Raw genomic sequence first — 21,288 nt, 5'->3', positions numbered from 1 at the left:
GGCAGCCATGAGCCCGGAGGCGCTCTTGCGCAACCCTTCGGATTATCTGCCGGCTCGATCGGCGACGAAGACGCCGCGGCCGGGTGCGCCGACGACGATTCCGCGGTCGCGCAAGAGGGCGACCGCGCGAGCCGCCGTCGAGAAGGAGACGGAGTAGAGGTCGGCGAGCTGCGAGTACGACGGCAACTTAGCGCCGGCCTCGTACTCGCCAGTCTTGATCCTTTCCGCGATGTCGGCGGCGATGTCGGTATAGCTGAGCGGGATCGGGGACACGTAGATCCTTTCGGGCTGGCACCTCAGTCCGATCCTCTCACCTCGTCCTCATGGTTGACCTATAGCGCCTAGTGACATAGGTTGCCCTTGAGTCGATCGGGTTGGCACCAGAATGGCTCGTCCGGGCACCTTTGCCCGATCAGTGCCGGGGCGGCGCGGCGACGCTGCCCCGGCACGCGAAGCAAGCGCGCCGCGTCCAGCGGCGTACCCAGCGACACGTGTGGCAGGAGGAAGAACCGCCGCGGCACCGGTCGCGGCGTATCAGCAGGCCCGGGGTGGGTGCTGGGCTCCGGTCGGTACGAACGCGCGGTCGTACTGACCGACCCCGCCCGCCTCGGCGCCGCAACAACCGTTCAAGGAGGGCCATGGACTCGATCGAAGAGATCCTCGGCGAACTACCCCTACCGCCCTACGTCACCGCCGAAGACATCGGCTTCGCCGTCAAGGCGGTCACCGTGCACGCCGCCGAGCAGTGGCCCGACGGTCCGCGGTGCCGCAACGACCGCGCACCCCACCCGTGCCGGCTGCACCGCTGGGGCCGCCGGGTCCTCGACCAACGCGGCCTCACCGACCGTCAGATCCGCGCGCTGATCGCCGAGCAGGAGGCACCGCAGCGATGATCTACGTGACCGGAGAGCGCCTGCACCCGCACCACGCCCGCATTGCCTCCTTCGACACCCGCTGGCGCGGCCTCGACCCCGCCCAGGTGCACGACTACCTCAACCGGGTAGCCGACGAACTCGAACGACTGCACCGCGAGCTGACCACGGCGAACACCGAGGCCGACCGCATCCGCCAGGCGCTGCGGCAGTGGCAGTCCCGGTACACCGGCTGTCGCCACACAGATCCAGGTTCACCGAACAGTCGGTGGCAGCGATGACCGCACCCCGCTGGATCATCCACCTTCCCACCACCCTGACCAGCCTCGACGAAGCCATGACCCTGGCCGCAGCCCTACGCGACTCGCTCGGCCACGTCACCGCCATCGACTTCGGTGAGACCACCCTCAGCGAGGAGGATCGGCAGTTCCTGCGTACCCGAATCTGGTGTGACGTCAGGCTCGACGGGGCCGGCCGCTGCCGACGCCGCGACGACCACGACGGCTCGTGCGGGGCCACGGATGAGGGTCCACGCCGGTAGCGTCCCGGGGATGCCCGACACCGCGCACGACGACCTGCTGGCCGGCTTCACGGCTCCCAGCCGTACACCATGGAGGCCGTCGCCGGCGCTCCCCGCGCGCCCGGTGTGCACGTGGTCCTCGACGGCGGCCTGGTCATCTACGTCGGCCGGACCAGGCGGGGTCTGCGGGATCGCCTCCGGCAGCACCTGACCGGCGACCGCGACTCATCGGTGCTACACGACCAGGTCGGGCAGCTCCTCGACACCCCGGACAACGCGGCGTCGGCCGCCGACATCGCCGGCTGGCTGAGTCGGCGCGAGGTCCGCTGGCAGGAGACCGACAACCCGAAGGGTACGAAGGAAGCCCTGGTCCTGGCCCTCAAGCCGCGCTTCAACCGGCAGGTGCCGAAGCCACGTCACGCGGGCGGTGGCGAATAGCGGAGCGGCGCGTGGGTGACTGCCCCAAGCCGGAACGGCTCTGGTCGCGGACCTTCGGTGCAGATCGATCTCCATACGGCTGAACGGCCCCGTCGAGAATGTCGAAGCGTGCCTATGCTCTGGGCATCGGGCGAGGCGGCGGTTGATGGCCGGCCGCGTGGGGCGAGTTCGAGGGGCGCGCGTGGGATTCAACGTCGGTGACATGGTTGCCGTTCAAGCCGACCCCAGTCGAGTCGGGCCGGTCATCCAGATTCTTCAGAGCGTCGATGGGTTCGGCCGCTATCGCGTCTTCCACGAAGCGGGAAGCATGCGCGAGTACGCAGAGGACCAGCTGGTGCTCGCAGCGGCGCAACAGGAGGCAACGACTGGCGGCCTGTCTCCCGAGGAGTTCCGAGCCAGGCTCGTCTGTGCTGCCACGAGCAGGTCTGTCAGCTCTTCGACACCCCGGGCAACGCGGCGTCGGCCGGGGACGTCGCCGGCTGGCTGGGCCGGCGCGAGGCCGCTGGCAGGAGACCGACAACCCGGAGGGTACGAAGGAAGCCCTGGTCCTGGCGCGATGCGACGACGTTCCACCTGGAGTCGGGACGACTGTGCGTGCTGACGTCACGGCACCGGCACGCCTGCATCGTGGTGGCCCGGGCCGGCATCGGGGAGCTGCTCGACGCCCACCCGTCGACCGAATCGGTGCACCTCGACGTGCCGGTGAAGTTCCCGGACGGCTAGGTCGCCAACCAAACGATGTTCACTCACCTGTACCGGCGTTGATCGAGGCAGTTGGTGGGCGGCCCTTGCCTGCGCCGGTCGCGAGCGGGGTGGTGAGGCGATCCGGACGTTCGGCTTGGCCGGTGGCGCGGGATGTTCCGCGGGCGAACCTTTGCGCTACAACCGTCCTGGGACGTCAGGGACGGTGAACCACGCATCGTCGTCCAGAGCCCCGAGGTAGACGTAGGTGGCATTCCCCATGGCTGTGTTTAGTGGTGCGAAGAAGTGAGACGCCTCGTTGATGTAGACACGCCCCCCAGCGTGTCCCTTGACCGCCGCGAGGCGACGCGCGAGCAACCGTGCCGGCTCTTGACCGACCTCATCGGACAGATGTACTTCCCTGATGCGCCGACCGGTGGTCATGTCGTACTTGATGTCTGTCCCGCCGGCGCGCAGCACGTACGGAATTCCGGCGTGGGGACCGGGCCATGGATCCCCAGGGCCCAGACTGGGTGGTGGGACGGGGCCGATGCTCTGCCCGTCGTAGTCGAATTCGAGAATCTCCTCGTACGTCCCAGCGTAAACGCATCCGCCGTCACGGTGAGGAACGAGAACGTCACGATACTCGTTGATGTAGAAGGCCCCGCCCGGTGCGCCGTTGATCTTTTCCTTCACCTCGTTGACCATCGCGACGAGCCTCTCGTGGCGATCGTTGGTGAGGAGTTCCTTCTCTCGTGCGCTGATCCGGTATACGAGCCGCACCTCCATGCCGCCCCCTGGGCTGTGCACGACCGAGTACTTGGCATCCTTGTTCACATTCGAGGGCGACAGCCCTGGATAGAAGGTAAACATCTATACCTTTCGGCGGCCCGGATCGGGGTCAGGCGGAAGCGTTGCACGTCGCGGGACATGCGGCGAGGGTCGCACGTGAGACTAATGCGCTTTCGTGCGCTTGGTGCCTTACTGTCGGATCAGAGACACCTCGTCTGTTCCTTGACGAGCCGGGGCCTGGGTGTTGCCGATCAGGAGGGCCAGGCGAAGCCGCCGGGAGCATGGGCAAGATGGAACTTCTTGCCGCCTTCCACATACCAGGCTTGCCCCTCCTCGCTGAGGAAGAACCCGATGCCACGATCGAAGAGCCGCCGCCAGTTCTCCAGCACCCGTCGAGCGTTGGTCGCCAACTCGGCGGGGGCGTCCTCGTCCACCAGAGCGAATTCAATGGTCCCGTCGGGCGTGCGACGTTCGATGACTCCACCCTGCTTCTGCCGAAGCCGGTACGAACCGCCACCCTTGTCGGGTGAGTCAACGAGCACGGTGCCAGGCTCCAGCAGGACAGGATCAGCGTTTCTTGTGCCAGGTCGGGTTTCCTGAATCACGTCCGCCTCGAAAGGTTCCGCCAACTGTCCGGCGACATAGGGGACGAGTCCTTCTGCGCTCTCACCCCACACCAGCACGAGCCGATGCGTCGGCGTCACGCGGAACCGGCCGCCACGCCTGCCGCGGACCTGTTCGACGAGGGTCGCGGCGTGCTGTGGGTTGCGGATCATGGTGCCCGCGCCGTTGGTGACGGTCCCCAGCGTGTCGACTGAATACTCCTGGCCCGTGACAGTGCCCCTCCAGGGCACGGGCGTCTCGGGGGGCCGCCGGTGCAGCCGTTCCCACTCCTGCTCCTCGGTCGGCCGCGGGGAGGCTGGCGGTCCGGACATCTGCCGCGGCGCCGCGGTGGCGTCGGCCGTCCACAGCCAGTATCGATTAGCCCCCTCGCCGGTCAGGTCAGCCCAGTCCTCCTTGGCGTAGATCTGCTCGTCGACCGTCTTTGCTACGTAGATGAGGTGCATGTCGGCATGTTTGCGTGGGGCATTTTCGTCGAAGCGACGTCGGAGGACTCGCCCCAGCGCCTGGATGCGTTGACGCACGCTCGATGTGGACGCTACGGAGATGCCCACGTCTGCTTCCGGCACGTCAATTCCCTCGACCAGGGACTTGACGGACACGAGCACTTGCGTGGCCCCGGTTCGGAACGAATCCAATGCTTCGATTCTCGCGCGATCCCCAAGTTTCGAGTGTTCAAGCGCGATGGATACGTTCGGCATTGACGAGACCAAGCTACGGTGTAGTGCGGCAGCCTCACCGACCCGCTCGTGAAAGAGGAGGACCCGTCTCGCCTGGCCCGACCCAAGTGTCTCGGCCAAGATCCGGCTGGTCACTCTGCTTCGATCAGTGGCCCTATAGAGCAGGTCTTTACGGCGAGAGGTCGCGGCAATGTACCGTCGGGCGAGTTGGCCGACCTCGTCCCGGCGCCTCTGAAGGTGTTGCGCGCGACCAGATTCGAACCCGAGATTCCGCAACTCGTCGCCGAGGTCGTCGATTTGTCGGCTGATCTTGTCGTATTGGCGTTGTTCTTCGAGTGTCAGTTGAATGCCGTGGTGGTGAATGTCGTAATCCGGGAGCCAGCCGGCCAATCGTGCGTCCCGCAACGTGAAACGGTAAACCACCGCTCCTAGCGCCTGGCCCACCAACTGTTCGTCGTACCGGAGCAGCTGCCCTGAGTCGTCGACCTCCTCTCGGTCCGGGGTGGCGGAGAGGCCGAGCTTGTATGCCGCCTCCGTTCGTAGGACCTTGCCGAAGGTAGGCGCGCCGGCACGGTGACATTCGTCAACGATGAGCATCAGCGGTTGGGCCGCTTGTGCCAGCGCCGGCAGTCGCTTCGCTGCCGTATTCAGCACGGCGACAATCGCGCGGCGACTGCCGAAGTCCTCTTGTTTGCCTGCACCGAGAAGGCCTATCTCGGATGGCACCAGGCTGGTGTACCGCTGGAGGGCTACCTGCCACTGGCGCGCCAGTGCCTCGGTCGGGACCACGACGGCGATCCGTAGCTCGGGGTCCTTCGTGGCGGCGAGGGCTGCGCAGGCGAGTGCGATGAGCGTCTTCCCGCCGCCCGTGACGATCTCCAGAGTCCCTCGGTGCGGGCCCGCGGAGCCGCCGCGGTCCCACGCCCGCACAGCCTCGGCCTGCCAGGGTGCCAGGGTGAATCCATGGGTGTTGATCATCGTGACTTCCGGCCTTCCTCGTCGAGAGCGCGACGAACCTCGTCTCGAATGAGGGTGGGCAGGGAGGTTCTGGCCCATGCGGCCAGCTCTGCCCTCACCGTTGCGGCAACGATGTCGGCCAACCGCCCTAGCTGTTCGAACTCCGGGCCACCGCCGTGGGTGTCGCTGAGTCCGGGGGCGCCGGTGGTGATCGAGCTCGGCCGCAGGCCGGCCCGTGCATGTCCCGTGTTCTGGCGGTGGTCCAGGCGAACGGGGCTGAAGTCGGCCCGGTCCAGGAGTTCGGCCTGCGATAGCTCGAGGGCTTCGGCGAGTTGCCGCAGCGCCTTCGCTGATGGCGTCTTCGTGCCGTTCTCCAGCTCAGACAGATACGGGTAGCTGAGCAGGGATCGCTCGGCGACCTCCTTGCGCTTGAGTCCAAGCTCGGCGCGTCTGACCTGGATGGCCCGCCCGAGTCCGCCTGGTTGCTGGTCCATCGGTTGCCCCTCTGGCGTAGTTTTCCGCACAGCTGTTGACCCAACTACGCTTGCAGCGTAACAATTCTGCTCATGCCGCACCTCATGCTGTTGGAGCAGAAGGACTACGCCCGTGAACAAGCTTACTAGGCTGCAAAAGCGTCAGGTTTCCGCTGTCGGCGTACGCCGGTGGCGAGTCGCCCCTCGTCCGGAACAGCGCTCTCCGCTGCCGAACCTCTCGGTTGTCCGGCTTGTCGCGCGGAACCGCCTGCTCCCTGGCGTGCTTGTATGGGCGAGAGTGCCGTTCGAGGACAACGTCCAGTACAAGATCCGCCCGGCGATCGTCCTGGGCTGCCGGGGGCGGGATGTGGTGATCCTGCCGTGCACGAGTTCACCGGCGCGCCATCGGCGCATCGATCGGCCGGTCGAACTCCTCGACGTCGAGACCGCCGGGCTGCGCCGCCCTACCGCGGTGCGTCGTACGGCCCTGAGCGTTGACCTCGTCGACGTCCTTGAGGTGATCGGTGAGCTGTCTGATGCCGACCGGCGCCACGTCTTCTGCGCGGCGGTCGTCTCTCGCCTAGGGCGTGTCCTGTCGATCTTGTAGCGGTGGGTCGTTGACGATGTGCCGGTGCTGCGTCGTGGTGAGTTGACCGATGAGGCGTGGGCGGTGATCGCGCCGCTGCTTCCGGAACCGGGTAGTAGTCGAGGGCGGTGGCGGGATCACCGGCAGGTCATCAACGGGGTCTTGTGGAAGCTGCGCACGGGGGCGCCGTGGCGTGACCTGCCGGAACGGTATGGGCCGTGGAAGACCTGCCACGAACGGCTGCGGCGGTGGACCGCCGACGGCACGTGGGATCGGATCCTGACCGGGGCGCAGGTCCACGACGACGGGACACCGGTGCAGTGGACGATCAGCGTCGACTCGTCGATCGTGCGGGCGCATCAGCATTCCGCTGGCGCCCGCAAAAAGGGGGCTCTCCCACAAGTACGGCGACGCCTGGTGCGCAAGATGGTGAGGCCATCGGCCGATCCCGCGGCGGGCTGAGCACGAAGATCCACCTCGCCGTCGACGGACGTGGCCGGCCGCTGTCGATCCTGCTCACCCCGGGTCAAGCCGGCGACAACCCGCAGCTCCTGGCCCTGCTCGACGCGATCCGGGTCAACGAACCCGGTCCCGGCCGGCCCCGCAAGCGCCCCGAGGTGCTGATCGCGGACAAGGGTTACGCGCACGACTCCACCCGGCGGGCGCTGCGGCAACGCGGTATCCGACACGTCATCCCTGAACGCTCGGACCAGGTTGCCCGCCGGGGGGCCAAGGGGAGCGCCGGCGGGCGACCACCAGCATTCGACCGGGTCGTCTACAAGAAGCGCAACGTCGTGGAGCGCTGCTTCAACCGACTCAAGCAGTGGCGTGACCTGGCCACCCGATACGCCAAACGCGCATCCCTCTACCGGGCCAGCCTCGTCCTCATCGCCGCCGTCATCTGGCTTCCATGATCGACAGGACAGGCCCTAGGCGCGTGAGGCGACCAGGAGTCGACGCCCGGGTCTGCGGCCGACCGCTCCCTAGTGGCCGGATCAGCGCATCATTGTCCCGACTCCTGATCAAGCAGCTCACCGGCCCTGTTCAGAACGGCGTGCCAGAGGCTCGGTGCGACTGTCTCCTTGAGCAGCGCCACGACCTCTTCCGCCCCGAGATCGACGAAGCGCCGCGAGGCCGGACGCGATGACGGTTGTGTGCCGTTGGACGTCTTCTGCTCGGAGAAAGTGGGGACAGGCTGGTTCGACAGTCGGCTGTGGGAAGCATCAATCTCAACGGGTGCGGCAGCGGATTCACGTACCGGATCCTCTGCTACGGCCACCGCTGAGCCTGGTTCTGCTCCAGTCTCGGCGGGCCCGTCGCTCAGTTCCACCGGGACCCGGATGCAAACGATGTCGAGATATCTCGTGGTGCGGGTGAGGGCGACATAGAGCAGGCGGTGACCGCGATCATCCTCAGCGATGATGTCGTCCGGTTCCACGACCACGATCGCGTCGAACTCGAGTCCCTTGGACTCCTGCGGACTGACGACGTTCACGCCCGGGCCCAGGTCGCCGGCGGAGGCCGCCCGCCAGACGACGTCCCTGACGGTGAGCTGCCGTTCGATGTCCGCCCGGCCCGACTTGGGGCAGATGATGGCCACGGACCGACCGTGCGAGGCGTGATCCATGGCCACCCGGACCGCCGTCGAGGCCCGCTCATCCTCGTCCTCCACCCGGTGGATGGTCGGATCCGCCGGCCCGTCCCGCACGACCTGAGGCGCTTTGACGTCGGGCGCGGCGATCGGCAGAAGCTTGGCCGCGAGGTCGAAGACCTGCCGGGGGACCCGGTAGCCGTAGTGCAGCTCTTCCAGCACGTGTGGCAGGTCAGCCGGCAGGTGGTCCAGCAGATCTTCCCAGTCGTCGCGCGCCCAGTGCCCGGTCGACTGGGCGATGTCCCCGACTACCGTCATCGAGCCGTTGCGGGACCGGCGGGCGATCGCGCGGAGTTGCATGGGAGAGAGGTCCTGCGCCTCGTCCACCACGATGTGCAGGTAACCCGCCTTGACGCCGTTGATCAGATGGTCGAGTTCGTCGAGTACGGCAAGGTCGGAGTCGCTCCACGTCTCGTCCGAGAGCCGTTCGGCCGGCCGTCGGTGCAGCACGGACACCTCCCGCGCCGTGAACTCGTCCCCGGCTGCGGCGATCAGCCGATCACGAGAGCCGTAGAGCTCACGCAGGAACGACGCCGGAGTGAAGGACGGCCAGAGCCGGTCCATCACCGGATCGAGGGCGACCCGCAGACGGCTGCGATCCATCCGTGCCCGGGAACCGACGAGCTGGGTCAACAGATCCCGGAAGAGCTGCCGCCGCTCCGAGTAGGTGCCGGCGCTCCCGCGAGCGCGGCCGACCAGCGGCTTCAGCTCCTCGGCGGTGAGGTTCAACGTGCGATTCCCGACCTGCACCTCGACCCACTGCTGACCCTCTGCCGGGCCCACCCGGCCATAGAGCGCCCGCCGGACCAGCCCGGCCATCCGGCCGTCCCCCTTGAGCTTGACGGCGGCCGGATCGTCCTGGCGGCCCCGCTTCACCGGCGGATGCAGCTGGTGCACGTCGACCTGGGTGACGCTGGTGTCGCCGAGGCTGGGCAGCACCAGCCGGGTATAGCGGGTGAAGGTCGGGCTGGGCCCCACCATCAGGATGTCGTCGGCGGCCAGGTTTCCGAGACTGTTGAACAACAGCCAGGAGACCCGGTGCAGGGCGATCGCCGTCTTGCCGGTTCCCGGGCCGCCCTGAATGATCGTCAGCTGGTCGGCATCGGCGCGGATGAGGTCGAACTGCGAGGCCTGGATCGTCCGCACGATCTCCTGCATCGTGCCGGTGCGGTTGCTCTCCAGATCACTTAGCAGCGCGTCGCTGATCTCCTCGTACGCCTCCAGCTCCTCGACCGCATCGGCGAGCTGAGCGAAGACCGTGTCGCTGAACGAGACGATCCGGTTCAACGAGCAGTCGTAGGTGCGCTTGAGGCGCAAACTCCTGGGTTCGGCGTGACTGGCCTCGTAGTAGCGGGCCGCCGCCGGCGCCTGCCAGTTCATGACGAGGAGCTCGGAGTCGTCGTCGAAGATCGCATGGTGGCCGATGTAGAAGCGCTCGCCGCCCTCGTCATCCATGCGGCCGAACGCGACGGGCTCGTCCGACCCACCGATGCGATCGAGCCGAGCCTGGGTGTCCCGCTTGATGCGGGTAGCGGCGCCGCTGTTGGCCGCGGCTCCCGGGGCGAGGCTCAGGGTGGTCCGCATCCGCTCCCGGTGATCCCACGCCGCGTCGAAGTACTTCTGCTCGCGACGGAGCTCTTCCGAGAGCACATCCATGTCGGCCTCCCCGTTGCCGTTGCTTCCACCCAGTGCTGACAGGCGTTGCGACGGCGCGACTAACCACCGCTGATCGACCCGTCTACTGCAAGGTGTCCTGACGATATGGGGCGTTACAGCCGATGTCGCTCGGCCAATCGCTTGCCCGGATTGAACCTTCGGACTACCAGGGGCGCAAGCCCGTACTTGGAACGGGTGCTGCTACGGGGCGTGGTGCGGCCTTCCCGGGATCGACGAACAGGTGACCGCCGATGATCCGTACTCATGAGCGTCCGGGCGACGGAGCTGGTCGCCCGCCTTCACGTTCGACTGGCTCGGCCCGGCTGGCGCACGCGGCTGGCGCTCCGCTGGTTGCGCCTCGTCGCGGCGGACGCCGAGCTGGCGCCGTACCTCATCGGGGATCGCTGCTCGCCCGCAATCATCAGCACCAGATGGCGATGGTGCCTCCGGCTGCGCACTCCTCCGGAGGGTCGGGGTAGCTGGTGGCTTGGTCCGTCGCGATGCGGTGGGCGGTCCAGGCGGCGGCAGCGGCGTCGAGCACATCGTCCGGCCCGGCTCGTCCCGCCTCGCCAAGCTCGGCCGGCACCCCGATGCCGGCCTCTTGGAGCAGGTCCCGGCGCTGCATCTGGCCCCGCCAGGTCTTCTTGGACGAAAACACAATCCGCCCCTGTGCCATCGCACGGAATGACACCTCCGGGTGGATCTCATGCAGTCGGGGCCGCCCGTGTTCCCGGTATGCGTTGGCCTCCAGCAACTTGTTGCGCAGCCCCCACGTCTGCCGGCTGAGGCCCTGGCCGGTGAGCTCCCGGCAGCGCCTTACCGCCGACTCGTGATCTTCCTCGAGCCAGACCGATTGCGGCGGTATGCGGAACACGGTGCTGCGTGCGGCGCCGAGAGCACCAGCCGCTGCGATGTCGGCCTGCCGCCATCCGGTCTCGACCAGACCCAGCGGCATGTCGAGACCCACCACATCGATGTCCGAGTGCTCTGCGAGTAGCGCCGGCAGGCTGGCCCCGATGTGCGCGGTCGAGAAGACGCCGTCGTGCAGCTCGATGGCCACCCAGCCGTCCTTGCACGCGTCCACCCCGAGCACACGTAGCTTCGTCATGCCGACCGACCTTAGGCCGTCCAGATCGCCGGTCGCCACGGCCGAAAGGCCAGCGCCATGGCTGAGGTCTGCATGGATCTCTGGTGCGAACCCTGCCTTGAGGACCCGCGCGACGCCGGTGAGCGCGATCGTGGTCCTTTCGGGTCTTCCGCGACTCCTGATTGAGGGTCAGAATTCCTCAATGGACGCGGATGGGCGTCACCGTCCTCAACTGTGGCTCCGGGCGGTCCCGTCAGCGGGTCACGAGCCGAATGATCCGACGAGATGCCGGGCCAGGTATGCCGGTCCATGGAAGTCCCAGCTAGCGGGGGAGCGCAGTTGTGACAGATCGGATCGCGACGACGATTGCTTCCCTGCGGCCCTGCGCGGAGCAGCACCTGGCTGCCTACACCGACCCGTCGGCCAGGTTTGCCTTCGGCAGCTACGACCGCTGGTACACGCCACCGATCCAGTTGACGCCCCTGGACTGTTTGGCCGCGAACCTGCTGAGCCTCCGGCTCAGTCACGCTGAGGTCATCCCCCTGTTTCAGCCCGGACCGAGCCCTGCGACGAAGCTGCGTGAGGCGATGCAACGGGTCCTGGATCTGGTTCCCGCCGACTCAGACCTGTCTGCTCCGGCATTCCTCAAGCTCGACTCGATCGACGACGAGGCATTCCAGTTACTACGAAAGGCAAACGAATTGACGGCTGACGTACGTAGGTGGACGGCCGTCACCGTCTGCAAGGTCCTGCACCGGCTGCGTCCGCACTTTGTTCCGCTCTACGACAGCGTGCTACGAGACTTCTACGGGACAGCGGAGAATCGACCGGTGGACTTCTTCGCGGCCCTGTTGAGCGACCTCAAGGCCAACCAGGAGTGGCTGGGCGTGTTGGGTAACGGGATCAGGACGCCCGACGATCGGCAGCTGTCGGTCCTCCGGATCGCCGACATCGTCATCTGGCACCACAGCCGGGTTGGGTGCCTGGAGGGCCAGCGACATGACCATCGCTGAGGACATCGTCGGACTGCTGCGGCAGAACCCGAGCGGACTGACCGACGCCGAGCTGGCCCGGCTCACCGGGAAGCTGCACCAGCAGATCAATCAGCGGTGCCGTGTGCTGGCCGAACAAGGATGGTTGGTTCGCGACGCCACCCCCGGAGTGATCGTGAACAGGATCATCACCGGACCGGCCGACACCGTCGTACCCGACGCGGGACCGGCTCCCGCCAGTTACCCGTCTGACGCCGCCCGGGAGTGGTTCTGGGAGGGCAACGTCCAGGCGCGTCTGTGCAGCTGGTTGACGCAGCAGGGGTGGTCGCTCACTCAGGTGATGAACACCGCCAGCAGGCAGCAGGGCACCGACATCGAAGCCCGCCACGGCAGCCTGCGGTTGCACGTCGAGGTCAAGGGATACCCGTCGAAGTCGTACGCCGACCATCGCCGGTCGGCCGAAACCAAGCCGACGCAGGCCAGCACCCAAGCGGGCCACTGGTACGCGCATGCGCTGCTCAAGGCGGTACGACTGCGCGATGCGAATCCCCGCGACACCGTCGCGATGGCCTTTCCGGATTTCGGCCGCTATCGCAATCTCCTCGCGGAGACCCGGCGGAGTCTCGCAGCGCTGCGCATCGACGCCTTCCTCGTGGCGGAAGCCGGCGACGTCCATCGCTGGTCGGACCGATGACCTCCACCCTGGGCTGTCAACGATCTTGTGGCTGGAAGTCGACGACGACCAGACCCGCGGGCAGGAAGCTCGCCCGCCTGCCGAGTTCCGTCTACTGGCACGGGCTCGGCGGCGTGCCCGAATCTGGTGCGATGCCAAGCTCGACGGCGCCGGCCGCTGCCGGCGCAGCGACCGCCACGACGGGCCCTGCGCGTCGGCCTCACCTGACCGCATGATCGCCAAGGCGAGTATCACCGTTAGTCTGCCGCCGTGACCTCCCCGACAGCCCTCCTGGCCGGCTTCTCCGATCCCCAGCCGTTCACCCCCGACACGGCGGCGGCCGCCCCGGCCGCCGCCGGCGTGCACGTCCTGCTCGACGGCGACGTGGTCCTCTACGTTGGGTCGACGGGCAACCTGCGGCGGCGGCTCCGGCAGCACCTGACCGGCAACCGGGGCTCCTCGGTGCTGCACGACCAGGTCGGCCAGCTGCTGGACAGCAGTGAGCCTGCCGCCTCGGCGGCGGAGATCGCCGAGTGGCTGGGCCGATGCACGGTGAGCTGGTGTGAGACGGACAACCCAGAAGGCACGAAGGACGCACTGGTCCTGGCGCTGGTGCCCTGCTTCAACCGGCGCATACCCCAGCCACGCCGCTGAAACGAGACGGCCTCTGTCGGTGCCGCTCGCTTGAAAGGGCTTCTCAGCGAGCAGGGGAGTCGGCGGAGTGCGAGACCCCGAACAGCCGGCCGATTTGCCGCATCGTCAGGTTGGTACGCCAGCACGCCGCCACCTGCAGCACTCGGTCGGGCAGGTAGAGGGCCAACTGCCGGCCCGGTCGGCCTTCCGCGGTGCCATCACCGCCGCGTTCGGCGACTAGATGAGTGATTCCAAATCGTTGGTGGCGCGGCGTGGCGGGTTGCTCAGGAAAGGGTGAAGGGTATCGATGGTCAGTTTGTGAAGACAGACCTCGATACCCTTCTGACCGCACTGTACGTGTTCCTCGACGATCACGTCATCCCGCTACGGCCGCGCCGCCGGCCTGGCCGGCCGAAGCGCCTGTCTGATTCAGAGCTGGTCTGCCTGGCCGTGGCCCAGGTCCTGCTGGGCTACCCGTCCCAGCACCACTGGCTCAGGTTCTGCCGTACCCGGCTCGGGCACCTGTTCCCCTATCTGCCCCACCAGCCCGGCTACCACAAACGCCTGACCGCTGCCGCGCCGTTGCTGCTCGCCGCGGCCCGTATGCTCGCCGCCCAGGTTCCCTCGACCGCCGACGACCTGCGCCTCATCGACGCCACCCCGGTGCCATTTCGGCACGTCCCGCGAGACCGTGAAGCGTTCCGCGCTGGCCGGATGGGCCGGCTACGGCTACTGCGCCTCGCACTCCCGCTGGTACTGGGGACTGAAGCTCTACCTGATCACTACCGCGGACGGGATGCCGACCATGTGGTGTCTGGCCGACCCCAAACTCGGCGAGCGTGACGTCGCCGCCGAATTGCTCGAACATGCCCACGACCACGCCCTGCTCGACAGCGGTGTCCTGCTGATCGGTGACAAGGGCTTCGCCGGGAAGGACTTCGAACGTCACGCCCGGAACCTGGGCATCACATTCGTGCGCCCGGACCGCCGTGACGAGGCCCGCCGGCATGGCAACCTCGCCGGTCTGCGGCAACGCATCGAGTCGATCTTCGACACCATGAAAGGCCAGCTCAGCCTCGAACAACACGGCGCACGCACACCAACCGCCGTGTTCGCCCGCGTCGCGCAACGCATCCTCGCCCTCGCGGCCGCGATCTGGCACAACTGGCTAATCGACGCACCGGTCAAACGGTCCCTGATCGCCTACGACCACTGATCACCTGGGAATCAGTCATCGAGGCGGACCAGCCGGCACAACTGGGCTGGCTGCAACCCTGTGAACGGGGGGATCCGCTCCGGGCGGGCCGCGGTTATCACCTGCACCGCCACCATCGTCCACCATGGCCGTGGATCAGCATCCAGGGCGGGCGCAGTGGCGGGCTCGCCGAGCCTCGATCTCGGCTGTGGCTCGTCCTGCGTTCATGAGGCGATCGACGACCTCGGCGACCGGTACTCCGAACACCTTGGCGGCGAAGACCAGGCGGTCGTACGTTTCGTCAGCAACTTCGACCTGCTTCATGGCGTCCTCGCGAACGGCACGGAGTGAGTGGGCAGCGGCGGGTTGCGGTTGGGCGATAGGTTCCCATCGACCGACTCGATGTCCCAGGGAGGAACAGGTTGGGAGACGTCCGATCGTCGCTGACGGATGAGGCAGCGATGCGCGCCGACCTCGGCAAGCAGGAGCGGTTCGACCGGCTGCTACGCAGTCGGTACTTCGACGCCGTCGTCGCAGCTAATCGCGCCTACCTCGAGGTTGCTATTCCCGAAGCGGCCACTACCGAACGAGAGCACTGGGCGCTCTCCTGCCTGCCCAGCACGACTCCCGGCAGGTTGTCGGCGATCAGCATCAAGACGATGGAGACCTTTGTCCTTCACGAGAACCCGGATGACGACGCCGACGGGTCCGTGGCGGCGTTCGTGATCGTCCGGAGGTCAGTCCTGGAACAGCACTGGAAGGCAGTCGAAGCCCTGGACGAGGCGTTTCCCGGCCTTGACGCCGACGAATCGGACTACCGGGACGCCACCGCTGACCAGATCAGGATCTGGGGCTGGCACGACGAGATGATTCCGGCCTTTGAGGACGAGCGTTTCGCCGCTGCTGCGCGTGATCTCGCCATGCCGCTGCTCGCCAGCCGGACGATGCAGTGGCGAGGACACAACTATCAGCTTGCTGATCACGTCCTCGACCGGGCGTCCCTTGCTCACGACGCTGATCCTGGCCGTGAGACCGCGCTTCAACCGGCAGGTGCCCAACCACGTCCGCCCGACAGGTGCAACTGAGTAGGCGGCGGGCATGCGAATGCTGGTGGTCGACCGCGAGGTGCACGAGGGGCCGGTGGAGGGGCGCTACGAGTTTGCCATCGCGCTCACCTGCGGCTGACGACACGGTCAGGGCATTGGCCGCCCTAGCCGTGTCGGCGCCGCCAGCGGGTGGGTCAGGGCCGGCGGTGCGAACAACGTCACTTCCGCCAGGCGGGGGCCATCCGTTCGGACATCTCGCGCCAGAACGTCCGCAGATCCTCCCGGTTGACCGCCTGCCAGTCCGCCCGCCCCGGCGCGCGGAACCAGTGCCCGACCAGGTCGATCTGGTGGGCGCAGAAGGCCTCGTCCATCTGGTACGGCAACTCGTCCCCCTTCGGCGGCAGCGGGCACAGCCGGAACGGGCAGTCGTCGATGCAGGTGGAGCCCGGTTGGACGTCGTGGGCCTGGCGGCGGCTCAGGGTGACCCGCATGGCGCTGCGGTCGATGGTGAGGCACGGGGGCAGCTCGGCCCGGCTGGCCCGGCTGAGCCGACGCGCCCGCTCGGAGTTGTCCTGTCCCCGGTCGGCGAGGTTGAGCAGTAGCATCACGTCGGCCAGCAGCCGTTGGGCCCGCGGTTGCAGCACGCCCCAGCCGTGCGACGGCGGCAGCCAGGAGTCCTGGAGCCGGCGGACGGCGGGCTGCGGGCTGACCGCCCCCACCCGCCCGACGATCTCCCGCTCGTCCGCCCAGCAGTGCCGCTCCGGGTGGCGGTCGATGAGCGCCTCGACGCACAGGTCCGCGACCTGGAGGACGAGCGGGTGGGCGGTACCGCTGCCGGGCTGCGGGGCGCGGTGACCGCCCCCGACGATCGAGGTCCAGAAGGCGACCAGCCCGCGCGGGTCCGAGCCGTGACCCTGCTCGCGCAACGTCTCGCCGGGGTCCCGGGGTAGGGCCAGCAGGGTGAGCGCCTGGATGAGCATCAGGCGCGAGTACCAGAAGCGGGAGTACCGCAGCGCCTTCTCGGCTTCCTCGATCAGGATGCTGCGGTGCGCCGGGTACGCGCGGCAGTTGGCCGCCAGCCGGAACCCCTGCGCGAGCGTGAGCTCGTAGACGCGGGCCCCGTCCGAGGCGTCGGTGGCCAGGCGGTGCACCCACCGCCGCAGGGTCTCCCGGGCCACCTCCCGCCAGTCTGGTTCGTCGCGAGCGTGCTCGCCCTCGGTGAAGAGGAACAGCGACGGTGCGATCCAGGTCCGCAGCTCCTCCAGGCGCTCCCGGCCCGTGGTGTCGGCCGCCTCGGGCGGCTCGTCGAGCAGGTCGCGCAGCGCGCGGACGGCCGCGTTGCCGCCGCTGGCGATCTCGCGGGCCGCGCTTAGCCGGGGCAGGTACGAGGTCTCGTCGGCCATCATCTGGAACAGCTGCCGGTACTGCGGCTCGGGCTGCTGCCCCCGAGGCCCGGTGGCCTCCGGGGTTGGTCCCTGAGCTGCCGGGCGGCGTCGCCGTACCGGTGCACGAGAACGATCTTGGCGTCTTCGAGCGGGCGGTCGGTGACCGAGCCGTCCCCTGGTAGTTGGGCCAGGCGCCGCGGATCGCGTCGGTCAGCTTCCGGTGGACCGTGTGCCCGGTGGCGGCGTCCATCTCCAGCGCGGCCGCGAACACCTCCAGGGCCCGGGTGCGGTTCCGCGTCCCGGTCGCCGCATCGGAGAGCCGGCGTACGAGGGTGATCGACCGGTTCCGGGTGACCTTCGCGTCCTTGGCGCCCGCGCTGAGTCCCACGGTCTGCCGGACCGCGTCACCGAGGCGGTGCAGCTTTCCTTGGGAGGAGGGAGGCATGCGCCGCCCGTCCAGACGTTCGAACACCCCGCCGCTGCGGCTGTAGAGGGTGAGGGCCGAGAGCAACTCCCGTCCCCGGCCGTGGTTGCGAATGAAGGCCTGCTCGAGGAAAGGCTTGCCGTTGTCGTCATGCTCGCCACCGGGCCGGCCGTAATCGTCCTCACAAGTCGAGGCGCTGGGAGCTAATCCAAGGGCGGAGTGTCGGCGGCGGCGGCTAATCTGCCTGCGAGCGTCACCCCTCCGCACGTCGCGCCTGCCCATCGGCCGGCGCCGCGCCGCCACCACCGCTCACCCGTTCGGTCAGATCCGACTTCAGGAGACTTCGTGACACAGCAAGCTGTCGCGGCACCGCAGCCTGTCCCGACATCGGACAAGCTCGACGCCGCGGTTCTCAAGGTGGCCGGCGTCGTCGTGCTAGGTGCGATCATGTCGATCCTCGACGTGACGGTGGTCAGCGTCGCGCTGCCGACGTTCCAGAGCGAGTTCGATGTGTCCTACGCCCGCGTCGCGTGGACAATGACCGGCTACACGCTCGCGCTGGCCACGGTCATCCCGCTCAGCGGGTGGGCCGCCGACCGGTTCGGCACCAAACGCCTCTACATGATCGCCCTGGCGCTGTTCACAATCGGGTCCGGTCTGTGCGCCACCGCCGACACCATCGGACAGTTGATCGGCTACCGCGTGCTGCAGGGCCTCGGCGGCGGCATGCTCATGCCGATCGGCATGACGATCATGACCCGGGCGGCGGGGCCGCACCGGATCGGCCGGTTGATGGCCGTGCTCGGCATCCCGATGCTGCTCGGCCCGATCGGCGGCCCGATCCTCGGCGGCTGGCTGATCGACGTGGCGAGCTGGCACTGGATCTTCCTGATCAACCTGCCGATCGGCGTCATCGCGCTGATCTACGCGCAGCTGGCCCTGCCGAAAGACAACCCCCAGCCGTCGGAGTCGTTCGACTTCCTCGGCATGCTGATGCTTTCGCCGGGGCTCGCCCTGTTCCTCTACGGCGTCTCCTCGCTGCCCGAGGCCGGCACGTTCGCCGACCCCGAGGTGTGGGTCACCATGCTGATCGGCGCCGCGCTGGTGGTGGCGTTCGTCCTCTACTCCTTCAAGCCGCAGCACCCGCTGCTCGACCTGCGGCTGTTCCGCAACCGCAGTCTGACCATCGCTGCGGTGACCATGTTCGTCTTCATCATCGCGTTCATGGGCGCCGGCCTGCTGTTCCCGAGCTACTTCCTGCAGGTGCGCGGCGAGTCGACGCTGGCCGCCGGCCTGCTGATGGCGCCACAGGGCATCGGCGCGATGCTCACCATGCCGATCGCCGGCATGCTGGCCGACAAGGTGCCGGTCGGCCGCACGGTGCCGTTCGCGCTGGTGCTGATCGTCGCCGGGTTCTTCACCTTCACCCAGGTCGACCCGAACACCTCGTACGTGCTGCTTTGCGGCTCGCTGTTCGTGATGGGCCTGGGCATGGGCGGCACGATGATGCCGATCATGACCTCGGCGCTGAAGAGCCTCACCGGCCCCGAGGTGGCCCGCGGCTCCACGCTGGTGAACATCCTCCAGCAGATCGGCGGCTCCGTCGGCGCCGCGGTGATGTCGGTGATCCTCACCAACGAGCTGAACGGCTCCCAGCCGATCCCCGGTGTGACCGATCCGAGCGGCAAGCCGATCACCGAGGCCGGGCTGGCCATCGCCGCCCAGCAGCGGCCGGAACTGACCCAGCAGTTCCCGGTCGACCCGTCGCTCATCGAGCGCGGGCTCGACTTCGCCGCCAGCTCCTTCGCCACGACGTTCTGGGTGGCGTTCGCGCTGGTGCTGGTCACATTCATCCCGGCCGCGTTCCTGCCCCGCCGGCGTGAGCGGTCGCACCTGCTCGACGACCAGCAGGGGGAGCAGGGGAAGACGCCCGTCCTCATCCACTGAGCCGACTTTCGGGGCCGTCGGGTACGTCCCGGCGGTCCCGCTCCCCTCATCCTGACCGGGGTCGGGTGCCTGCGCCCGGCCGAGACAGGCCAGCTCCCGCTACTAAGCGCCGCGCAGTGCTGAGCTGGTCCGACTCACCGCAACGGGCCGTCGCCCGGGCCGTTGGGGTCGTCGACCAGGTGCATCGCGGCCTCCTCCGCGCTGGCCGCGCCCCCGTCGATCCCGGCATCCCACGCCACGGAGTCGGCGTCCTCGTCCTCGCCGAGGCCCTCGTCGTAGGCGACCAGGCGTCCCGCGCGCGTTTCGCGCTCGTACCCACGCCGGGTCAGCTCGTCCTCGTCGTCGGCGGCCTCGGCGTACGGGTCGATGTCCGACTCTTCCTGGGCCAACAGCTGCTCCAGGGACTCGCCCGCCCGCTCCTCCGCGGGCGTCATGCCGAACCGGTTCGCACCCGTCCAGCGTTCTCCGGCGACGATTCCGGTGTCGAGGGGATCGCCGACCCGGTCGTCCAGGGTGTCCGAGGCGTCAGGACACCGTCGTCCTCGGCCACGTTCCACTCCTCGACGGGTTCCGTCCGGGAACAAGAGCGGGCGTGAGGTGGCCGGAGGATTGCCGGTAGGGTCCCGGAGACCCTGTCAGGAGGTGGTAGTCGATGCTTACTGGGCTGGCGGTGCCGCCCGCGGTCGAAGCGGAGCGGGTGATCACGGCAGTGCTGGCCGACCTGCGCTCCGGCGCGCACCGGGGCGTGGTGGTCGACTCTCCGCCGGGTGCCGGCAAGTCGACCCTCGTGGTCCGCGCCGCCGTCGAGCTGGCCGCCGCCGGCGAGCCGCTGATCATCATCGCGCAGACCAACGAGCAGGTCGACGACCTCATCGACCGCCTCGCCCGCAAGGCCCCCGAGCTGCGCATCGGTCGACTGTCCGCCGCCGACTACCGGCCCTCCGACCGGGTCAAGGACCACGACACCGTCCGGGTGGCCGCGAAGGTCACCGACCTCGGTGGTCCGGCCGTCATCATCGGTACGGCCGCTAAGTGGGCCACCATCACCGAGGGCTGCTGGCCGTGGGCGATCGTCGACGAGGCGTACCAGATGCGGTCGGACGCCCTGCTGCGCGTGGCCGCCAGGTTCGAGCGGGCGCTGTTCGTCGGCGATCCCGGGCAGCTCGATCCGTTCTCCACGGTCGAAACCGCGCGCTGGACGGGCCTGACCTGGGATCCGATGCAGGCCGCGGTGGCCACCCTGCTGCGACACAACCCCGAGCTGCCCGTACACCGGTTGCCGGTGTCGTGGCGGCTGCCGGCCACGGCGGCGCCGGTGGTGGCGGCGGCGTTCTACCCGTTCACCGGCTTCCGGTCCGGCACGGAGTGGGCCGATCGGGCGCTGTCGTTGACCGAGGCCGGGCCGGGGGACGGGTACGACGCGGCGGTGGACGTCGCGGCCGCGTCGGGGTGGGCGCTGTACGAGCTGCCGGCCCGGCACACAGTGCGTACCGATGTTGAGGCCGCGGCGGCCTGCGCGGAGCTGGCGCTGCGGGTGCTGCGGCGCGGCGCGGTCGCGGTCTCCGAGCAGGCGCCCGACGGCGTGCCGGTCACGGCGGACCGGATCGCCGTCGGGGCCGCGCACCGCGACCAGGTCGCGGCCATCCGCGCCCACCTCGGCGAGGCCGGAGCGGGCATCACCGTCGACACCGCCAACCGGCTCCAGGGCCGGGAGTACGACGTGACGATCGTGCTGCACCCGCTGTCGGGGCGGCGGGACGCGACCGCCTTCCACCTGGAGTCGGGGCGGCTCTGCGTGCTCGCATCGCGGCACCGGCACGCCTGCATCGTCGTGGCGCGGGCGGGGATCGCCGAGCTGCTCGACGCGCACCCGTCGACCGAGCGGGTGCACCTGGACGTGCCGGTCAAGTTCCCGGACGGCTGGACGGCCAACCAGACGATGCTCAGCCACCTCGCCGCGCACACCGTCACCTGACTAC

At 68.4% G+C, this 21,288-nt stretch carries 21 protein-coding genes and 3 pseudogenes; 15 read left to right on the top strand and 9 right to left on the bottom strand.

What is annotated here, in order from left to right:
• Positions 1-42: 42 nt before the first annotated feature.
• Complete coding sequence (locus SLP03_RS23135) at positions 43-273, bottom strand: winged helix-turn-helix domain-containing protein (RefSeq protein ID WP_319462728.1); 231 nt, start codon at positions 271-273, stop codon at positions 43-45.
• 365 nt (positions 274-638) lie between these two features.
• On the opposite strand from SLP03_RS23135, the gene SLP03_RS23130 reads away from it, so the two are divergent.
• The 5 genes and pseudogenes from SLP03_RS23130 to SLP03_RS23110 all read left to right on the top strand — a co-directional run.
• The gene (locus SLP03_RS23130) at positions 639-893 is read left to right on the top strand and encodes a hypothetical protein (protein WP_319462727.1); all 255 of its coding nucleotides are present in this window, start codon (positions 639-641) and stop codon (positions 891-893) included.
• The gene (locus tag SLP03_RS23125; RefSeq protein ID WP_319462726.1) at positions 890-1,153 is read left to right on the top strand and encodes a DivIVA domain-containing protein; all 264 of its coding nucleotides are present in this window, start codon (positions 890-892) and stop codon (positions 1,151-1,153) included. The genes SLP03_RS23130 and SLP03_RS23125 overlap by 4 nt, the downstream gene beginning before the upstream one ends.
• Positions 1,150-1,413, top strand: a complete 264-nt coding sequence (locus SLP03_RS23120; protein ID WP_319462725.1) for a hypothetical protein — start codon at positions 1,150-1,152, stop codon at positions 1,411-1,413. Before SLP03_RS23125 ends, SLP03_RS23120 begins: the two co-directional genes overlap by 4 nt.
• Positions 1,414-1,482: 69 nt before the next feature.
• On the top strand, positions 1,483-1,830 hold the full coding sequence (locus tag SLP03_RS23115; protein WP_319462724.1) for a GIY-YIG nuclease family protein: 348 nt from the start codon (positions 1,483-1,485) through the stop codon (positions 1,828-1,830).
• A 552-nt stretch (positions 1,831-2,382) separates the two neighbouring features.
• Positions 2,383-2,553, top strand: a pseudogene (locus SLP03_RS23110) (helicase); the annotation flags it as partial.
• A 156-nt stretch (positions 2,554-2,709) separates the two neighbouring features.
• On the opposite strand, the gene SLP03_RS23105 reads toward SLP03_RS23110, so the two are convergent.
• The 3 genes from SLP03_RS23105 to SLP03_RS23095 all read right to left on the bottom strand — a co-directional run bounded on the left by SLP03_RS23105 (position 2,710) and on the right by SLP03_RS23095 (position 6,055).
• Positions 2,710-3,384, bottom strand: coding sequence for a hypothetical protein (locus SLP03_RS23105; protein WP_319462723.1), 675 nt, complete (start codon positions 3,382-3,384; stop codon positions 2,710-2,712).
• 170 nt (positions 3,385-3,554) lie between these two features.
• Positions 3,555-5,582 carry a DEAD/DEAH box helicase gene (locus SLP03_RS23100; RefSeq protein WP_319462722.1) on the bottom strand — a complete coding sequence of 676 codons (2,028 nt, stop codon included), beginning with the start codon at positions 5,580-5,582 and terminating at the stop codon, positions 3,555-3,557.
• Positions 5,579-6,055: a helix-turn-helix transcriptional regulator gene (locus SLP03_RS23095; protein WP_319462721.1), complete on the bottom strand. Its 477-nt coding sequence runs from the start codon at positions 6,053-6,055 to the stop codon at positions 5,579-5,581. The genes SLP03_RS23100 and SLP03_RS23095 overlap by 4 nt, the downstream gene beginning before the upstream one ends.
• Positions 6,056-6,332: 277 nt before the next feature.
• Here SLP03_RS23095 and SLP03_RS23090 point away from each other — a divergent pair, with 277 nt between their 5' ends.
• The gene (locus SLP03_RS23090) at positions 6,333-6,641 is read left to right on the top strand and encodes a hypothetical protein (RefSeq protein ID WP_319462720.1); all 309 of its coding nucleotides are present in this window, start codon (positions 6,333-6,335) and stop codon (positions 6,639-6,641) included.
• A 27-nt stretch (positions 6,642-6,668) separates the two neighbouring features.
• Positions 6,669-7,534, top strand: a protein-coding gene (locus SLP03_RS23085; RefSeq protein ID WP_319462734.1) for an IS5 family transposase whose coding sequence is annotated in 2 segments (ribosomal slippage) — positions 6,669-7,002 and positions 7,002-7,534 — 867 coding nt in all. Because the reading frame shifts where the segments join, the coding sequence is not laid out codon by codon here.
• 89 nt (positions 7,535-7,623) lie between these two features.
• Here the strand turns inward: SLP03_RS23085 and SLP03_RS23080 are convergent.
• Positions 7,624-9,927, bottom strand: a complete 2,304-nt coding sequence (locus tag SLP03_RS23080) for a HelD family protein (protein ID WP_319462719.1) — start codon at positions 9,925-9,927, stop codon at positions 7,624-7,626.
• A 421-nt stretch (positions 9,928-10,348) separates the two neighbouring features.
• Positions 10,349-11,074 carry a DUF429 domain-containing protein gene (locus SLP03_RS23075; protein WP_319462718.1) on the bottom strand — a complete coding sequence of 242 codons (726 nt, stop codon included), beginning with the start codon at positions 11,072-11,074 and terminating at the stop codon, positions 10,349-10,351.
• A gap of 281 nt (positions 11,075-11,355) precedes the next feature.
• On the opposite strand from SLP03_RS23075, the gene SLP03_RS23070 reads away from it, so the two are divergent.
• The 3 genes from SLP03_RS23070 to SLP03_RS23060 all read left to right on the top strand — a co-directional run bounded on the left by SLP03_RS23070 (position 11,356) and on the right by SLP03_RS23060 (position 13,333).
• Entirely contained in the window at positions 11,356-12,027 is a 672-nt protein-coding gene (locus tag SLP03_RS23070; RefSeq protein ID WP_319462717.1) for a DUF6308 family protein, read from the top strand.
• On the top strand, positions 12,014-12,700 hold the full coding sequence (locus SLP03_RS23065) for a hypothetical protein (RefSeq protein WP_319462716.1): 687 nt from the start codon (positions 12,014-12,016) through the stop codon (positions 12,698-12,700). The genes SLP03_RS23070 and SLP03_RS23065 overlap by 14 nt, the downstream gene beginning before the upstream one ends.
• A 249-nt stretch (positions 12,701-12,949) precedes the next feature.
• The gene (locus SLP03_RS23060; RefSeq protein ID WP_319462715.1) at positions 12,950-13,333 is read left to right on the top strand and encodes a GIY-YIG nuclease family protein; all 384 of its coding nucleotides are present in this window, start codon (positions 12,950-12,952) and stop codon (positions 13,331-13,333) included.
• Positions 13,334-13,394: 61 nt separating this feature from the next.
• On the opposite strand, the pseudogene SLP03_RS31705 reads toward SLP03_RS23060, so the two are convergent.
• Positions 13,395-13,514, bottom strand: a pseudogene (locus SLP03_RS31705) (IS5/IS1182 family transposase); the annotation flags it as partial.
• Between the two features lie 116 nt (positions 13,515-13,630).
• On the opposite strand from SLP03_RS31705, the pseudogene SLP03_RS23050 reads away from it, so the two are divergent.
• The 3 genes and pseudogenes from SLP03_RS23050 to SLP03_RS23040 all read left to right on the top strand — a co-directional run bounded on the left by SLP03_RS23050 (position 13,631) and on the right by SLP03_RS23040 (position 15,592).
• Positions 13,631-14,528 (top strand): annotated as a pseudogene (locus tag SLP03_RS23050) (IS982 family transposase).
• Positions 14,529-14,684: 156 nt separating this feature from the next.
• Positions 14,685-14,858: a hypothetical protein gene (locus SLP03_RS23045; protein ID WP_319462714.1), complete on the top strand. Its 174-nt coding sequence runs from the start codon at positions 14,685-14,687 to the stop codon at positions 14,856-14,858.
• Positions 14,859-14,968: 110 nt separating this feature from the next.
• A complete protein-coding gene (locus tag SLP03_RS23040) occupies positions 14,969-15,592 on the top strand; it encodes a hypothetical protein (RefSeq protein ID WP_319462713.1) in 624 nt (207 codons plus the stop codon).
• 179 nt (positions 15,593-15,771) lie between these two features.
• On the opposite strand, the gene SLP03_RS23035 is transcribed toward SLP03_RS23040, so the two are convergent.
• Positions 15,772-16,959, bottom strand: coding sequence for a hypothetical protein (locus SLP03_RS23035; protein WP_319462712.1), 1,188 nt, complete (start codon positions 16,957-16,959; stop codon positions 15,772-15,774).
• A gap of 748 nt (positions 16,960-17,707) precedes the next feature.
• On the opposite strand from SLP03_RS23035, the gene SLP03_RS23030 reads away from it, so the two are divergent.
• Positions 17,708-19,309, top strand: a complete 1,602-nt coding sequence (locus SLP03_RS23030; RefSeq protein WP_319462711.1) for a DHA2 family efflux MFS transporter permease subunit — start codon at positions 17,708-17,710, stop codon at positions 19,307-19,309.
• A 134-nt stretch (positions 19,310-19,443) separates the two neighbouring features.
• On the opposite strand, the gene SLP03_RS23025 is transcribed toward SLP03_RS23030, so the two are convergent.
• The gene (locus tag SLP03_RS23025; protein WP_319462710.1) at positions 19,444-19,866 is read right to left on the bottom strand and encodes a DUF5709 domain-containing protein; all 423 of its coding nucleotides are present in this window, start codon (positions 19,864-19,866) and stop codon (positions 19,444-19,446) included.
• A gap of 95 nt (positions 19,867-19,961) precedes the next feature.
• On the opposite strand from SLP03_RS23025, the gene SLP03_RS23020 reads away from it, so the two are divergent.
• A complete protein-coding gene (locus tag SLP03_RS23020) occupies positions 19,962-21,284 on the top strand; it encodes an AAA domain-containing protein (RefSeq protein ID WP_319462709.1) in 1,323 nt (440 codons plus the stop codon).
• Positions 21,285-21,288: the final 4 nt, after the last annotated feature.

Source organism: Micromonospora sp. RTP1Z1 (genome assembly GCF_033804685.1).
In the GTDB taxonomy this organism is placed as follows: domain Bacteria; phylum Actinomycetota; class Actinomycetes; order Mycobacteriales; family Micromonosporaceae; genus Micromonospora.
Note: the sequence above shows the minus strand (reverse complement) of the source record. Positions and strands in the feature narration are given on the sequence as shown.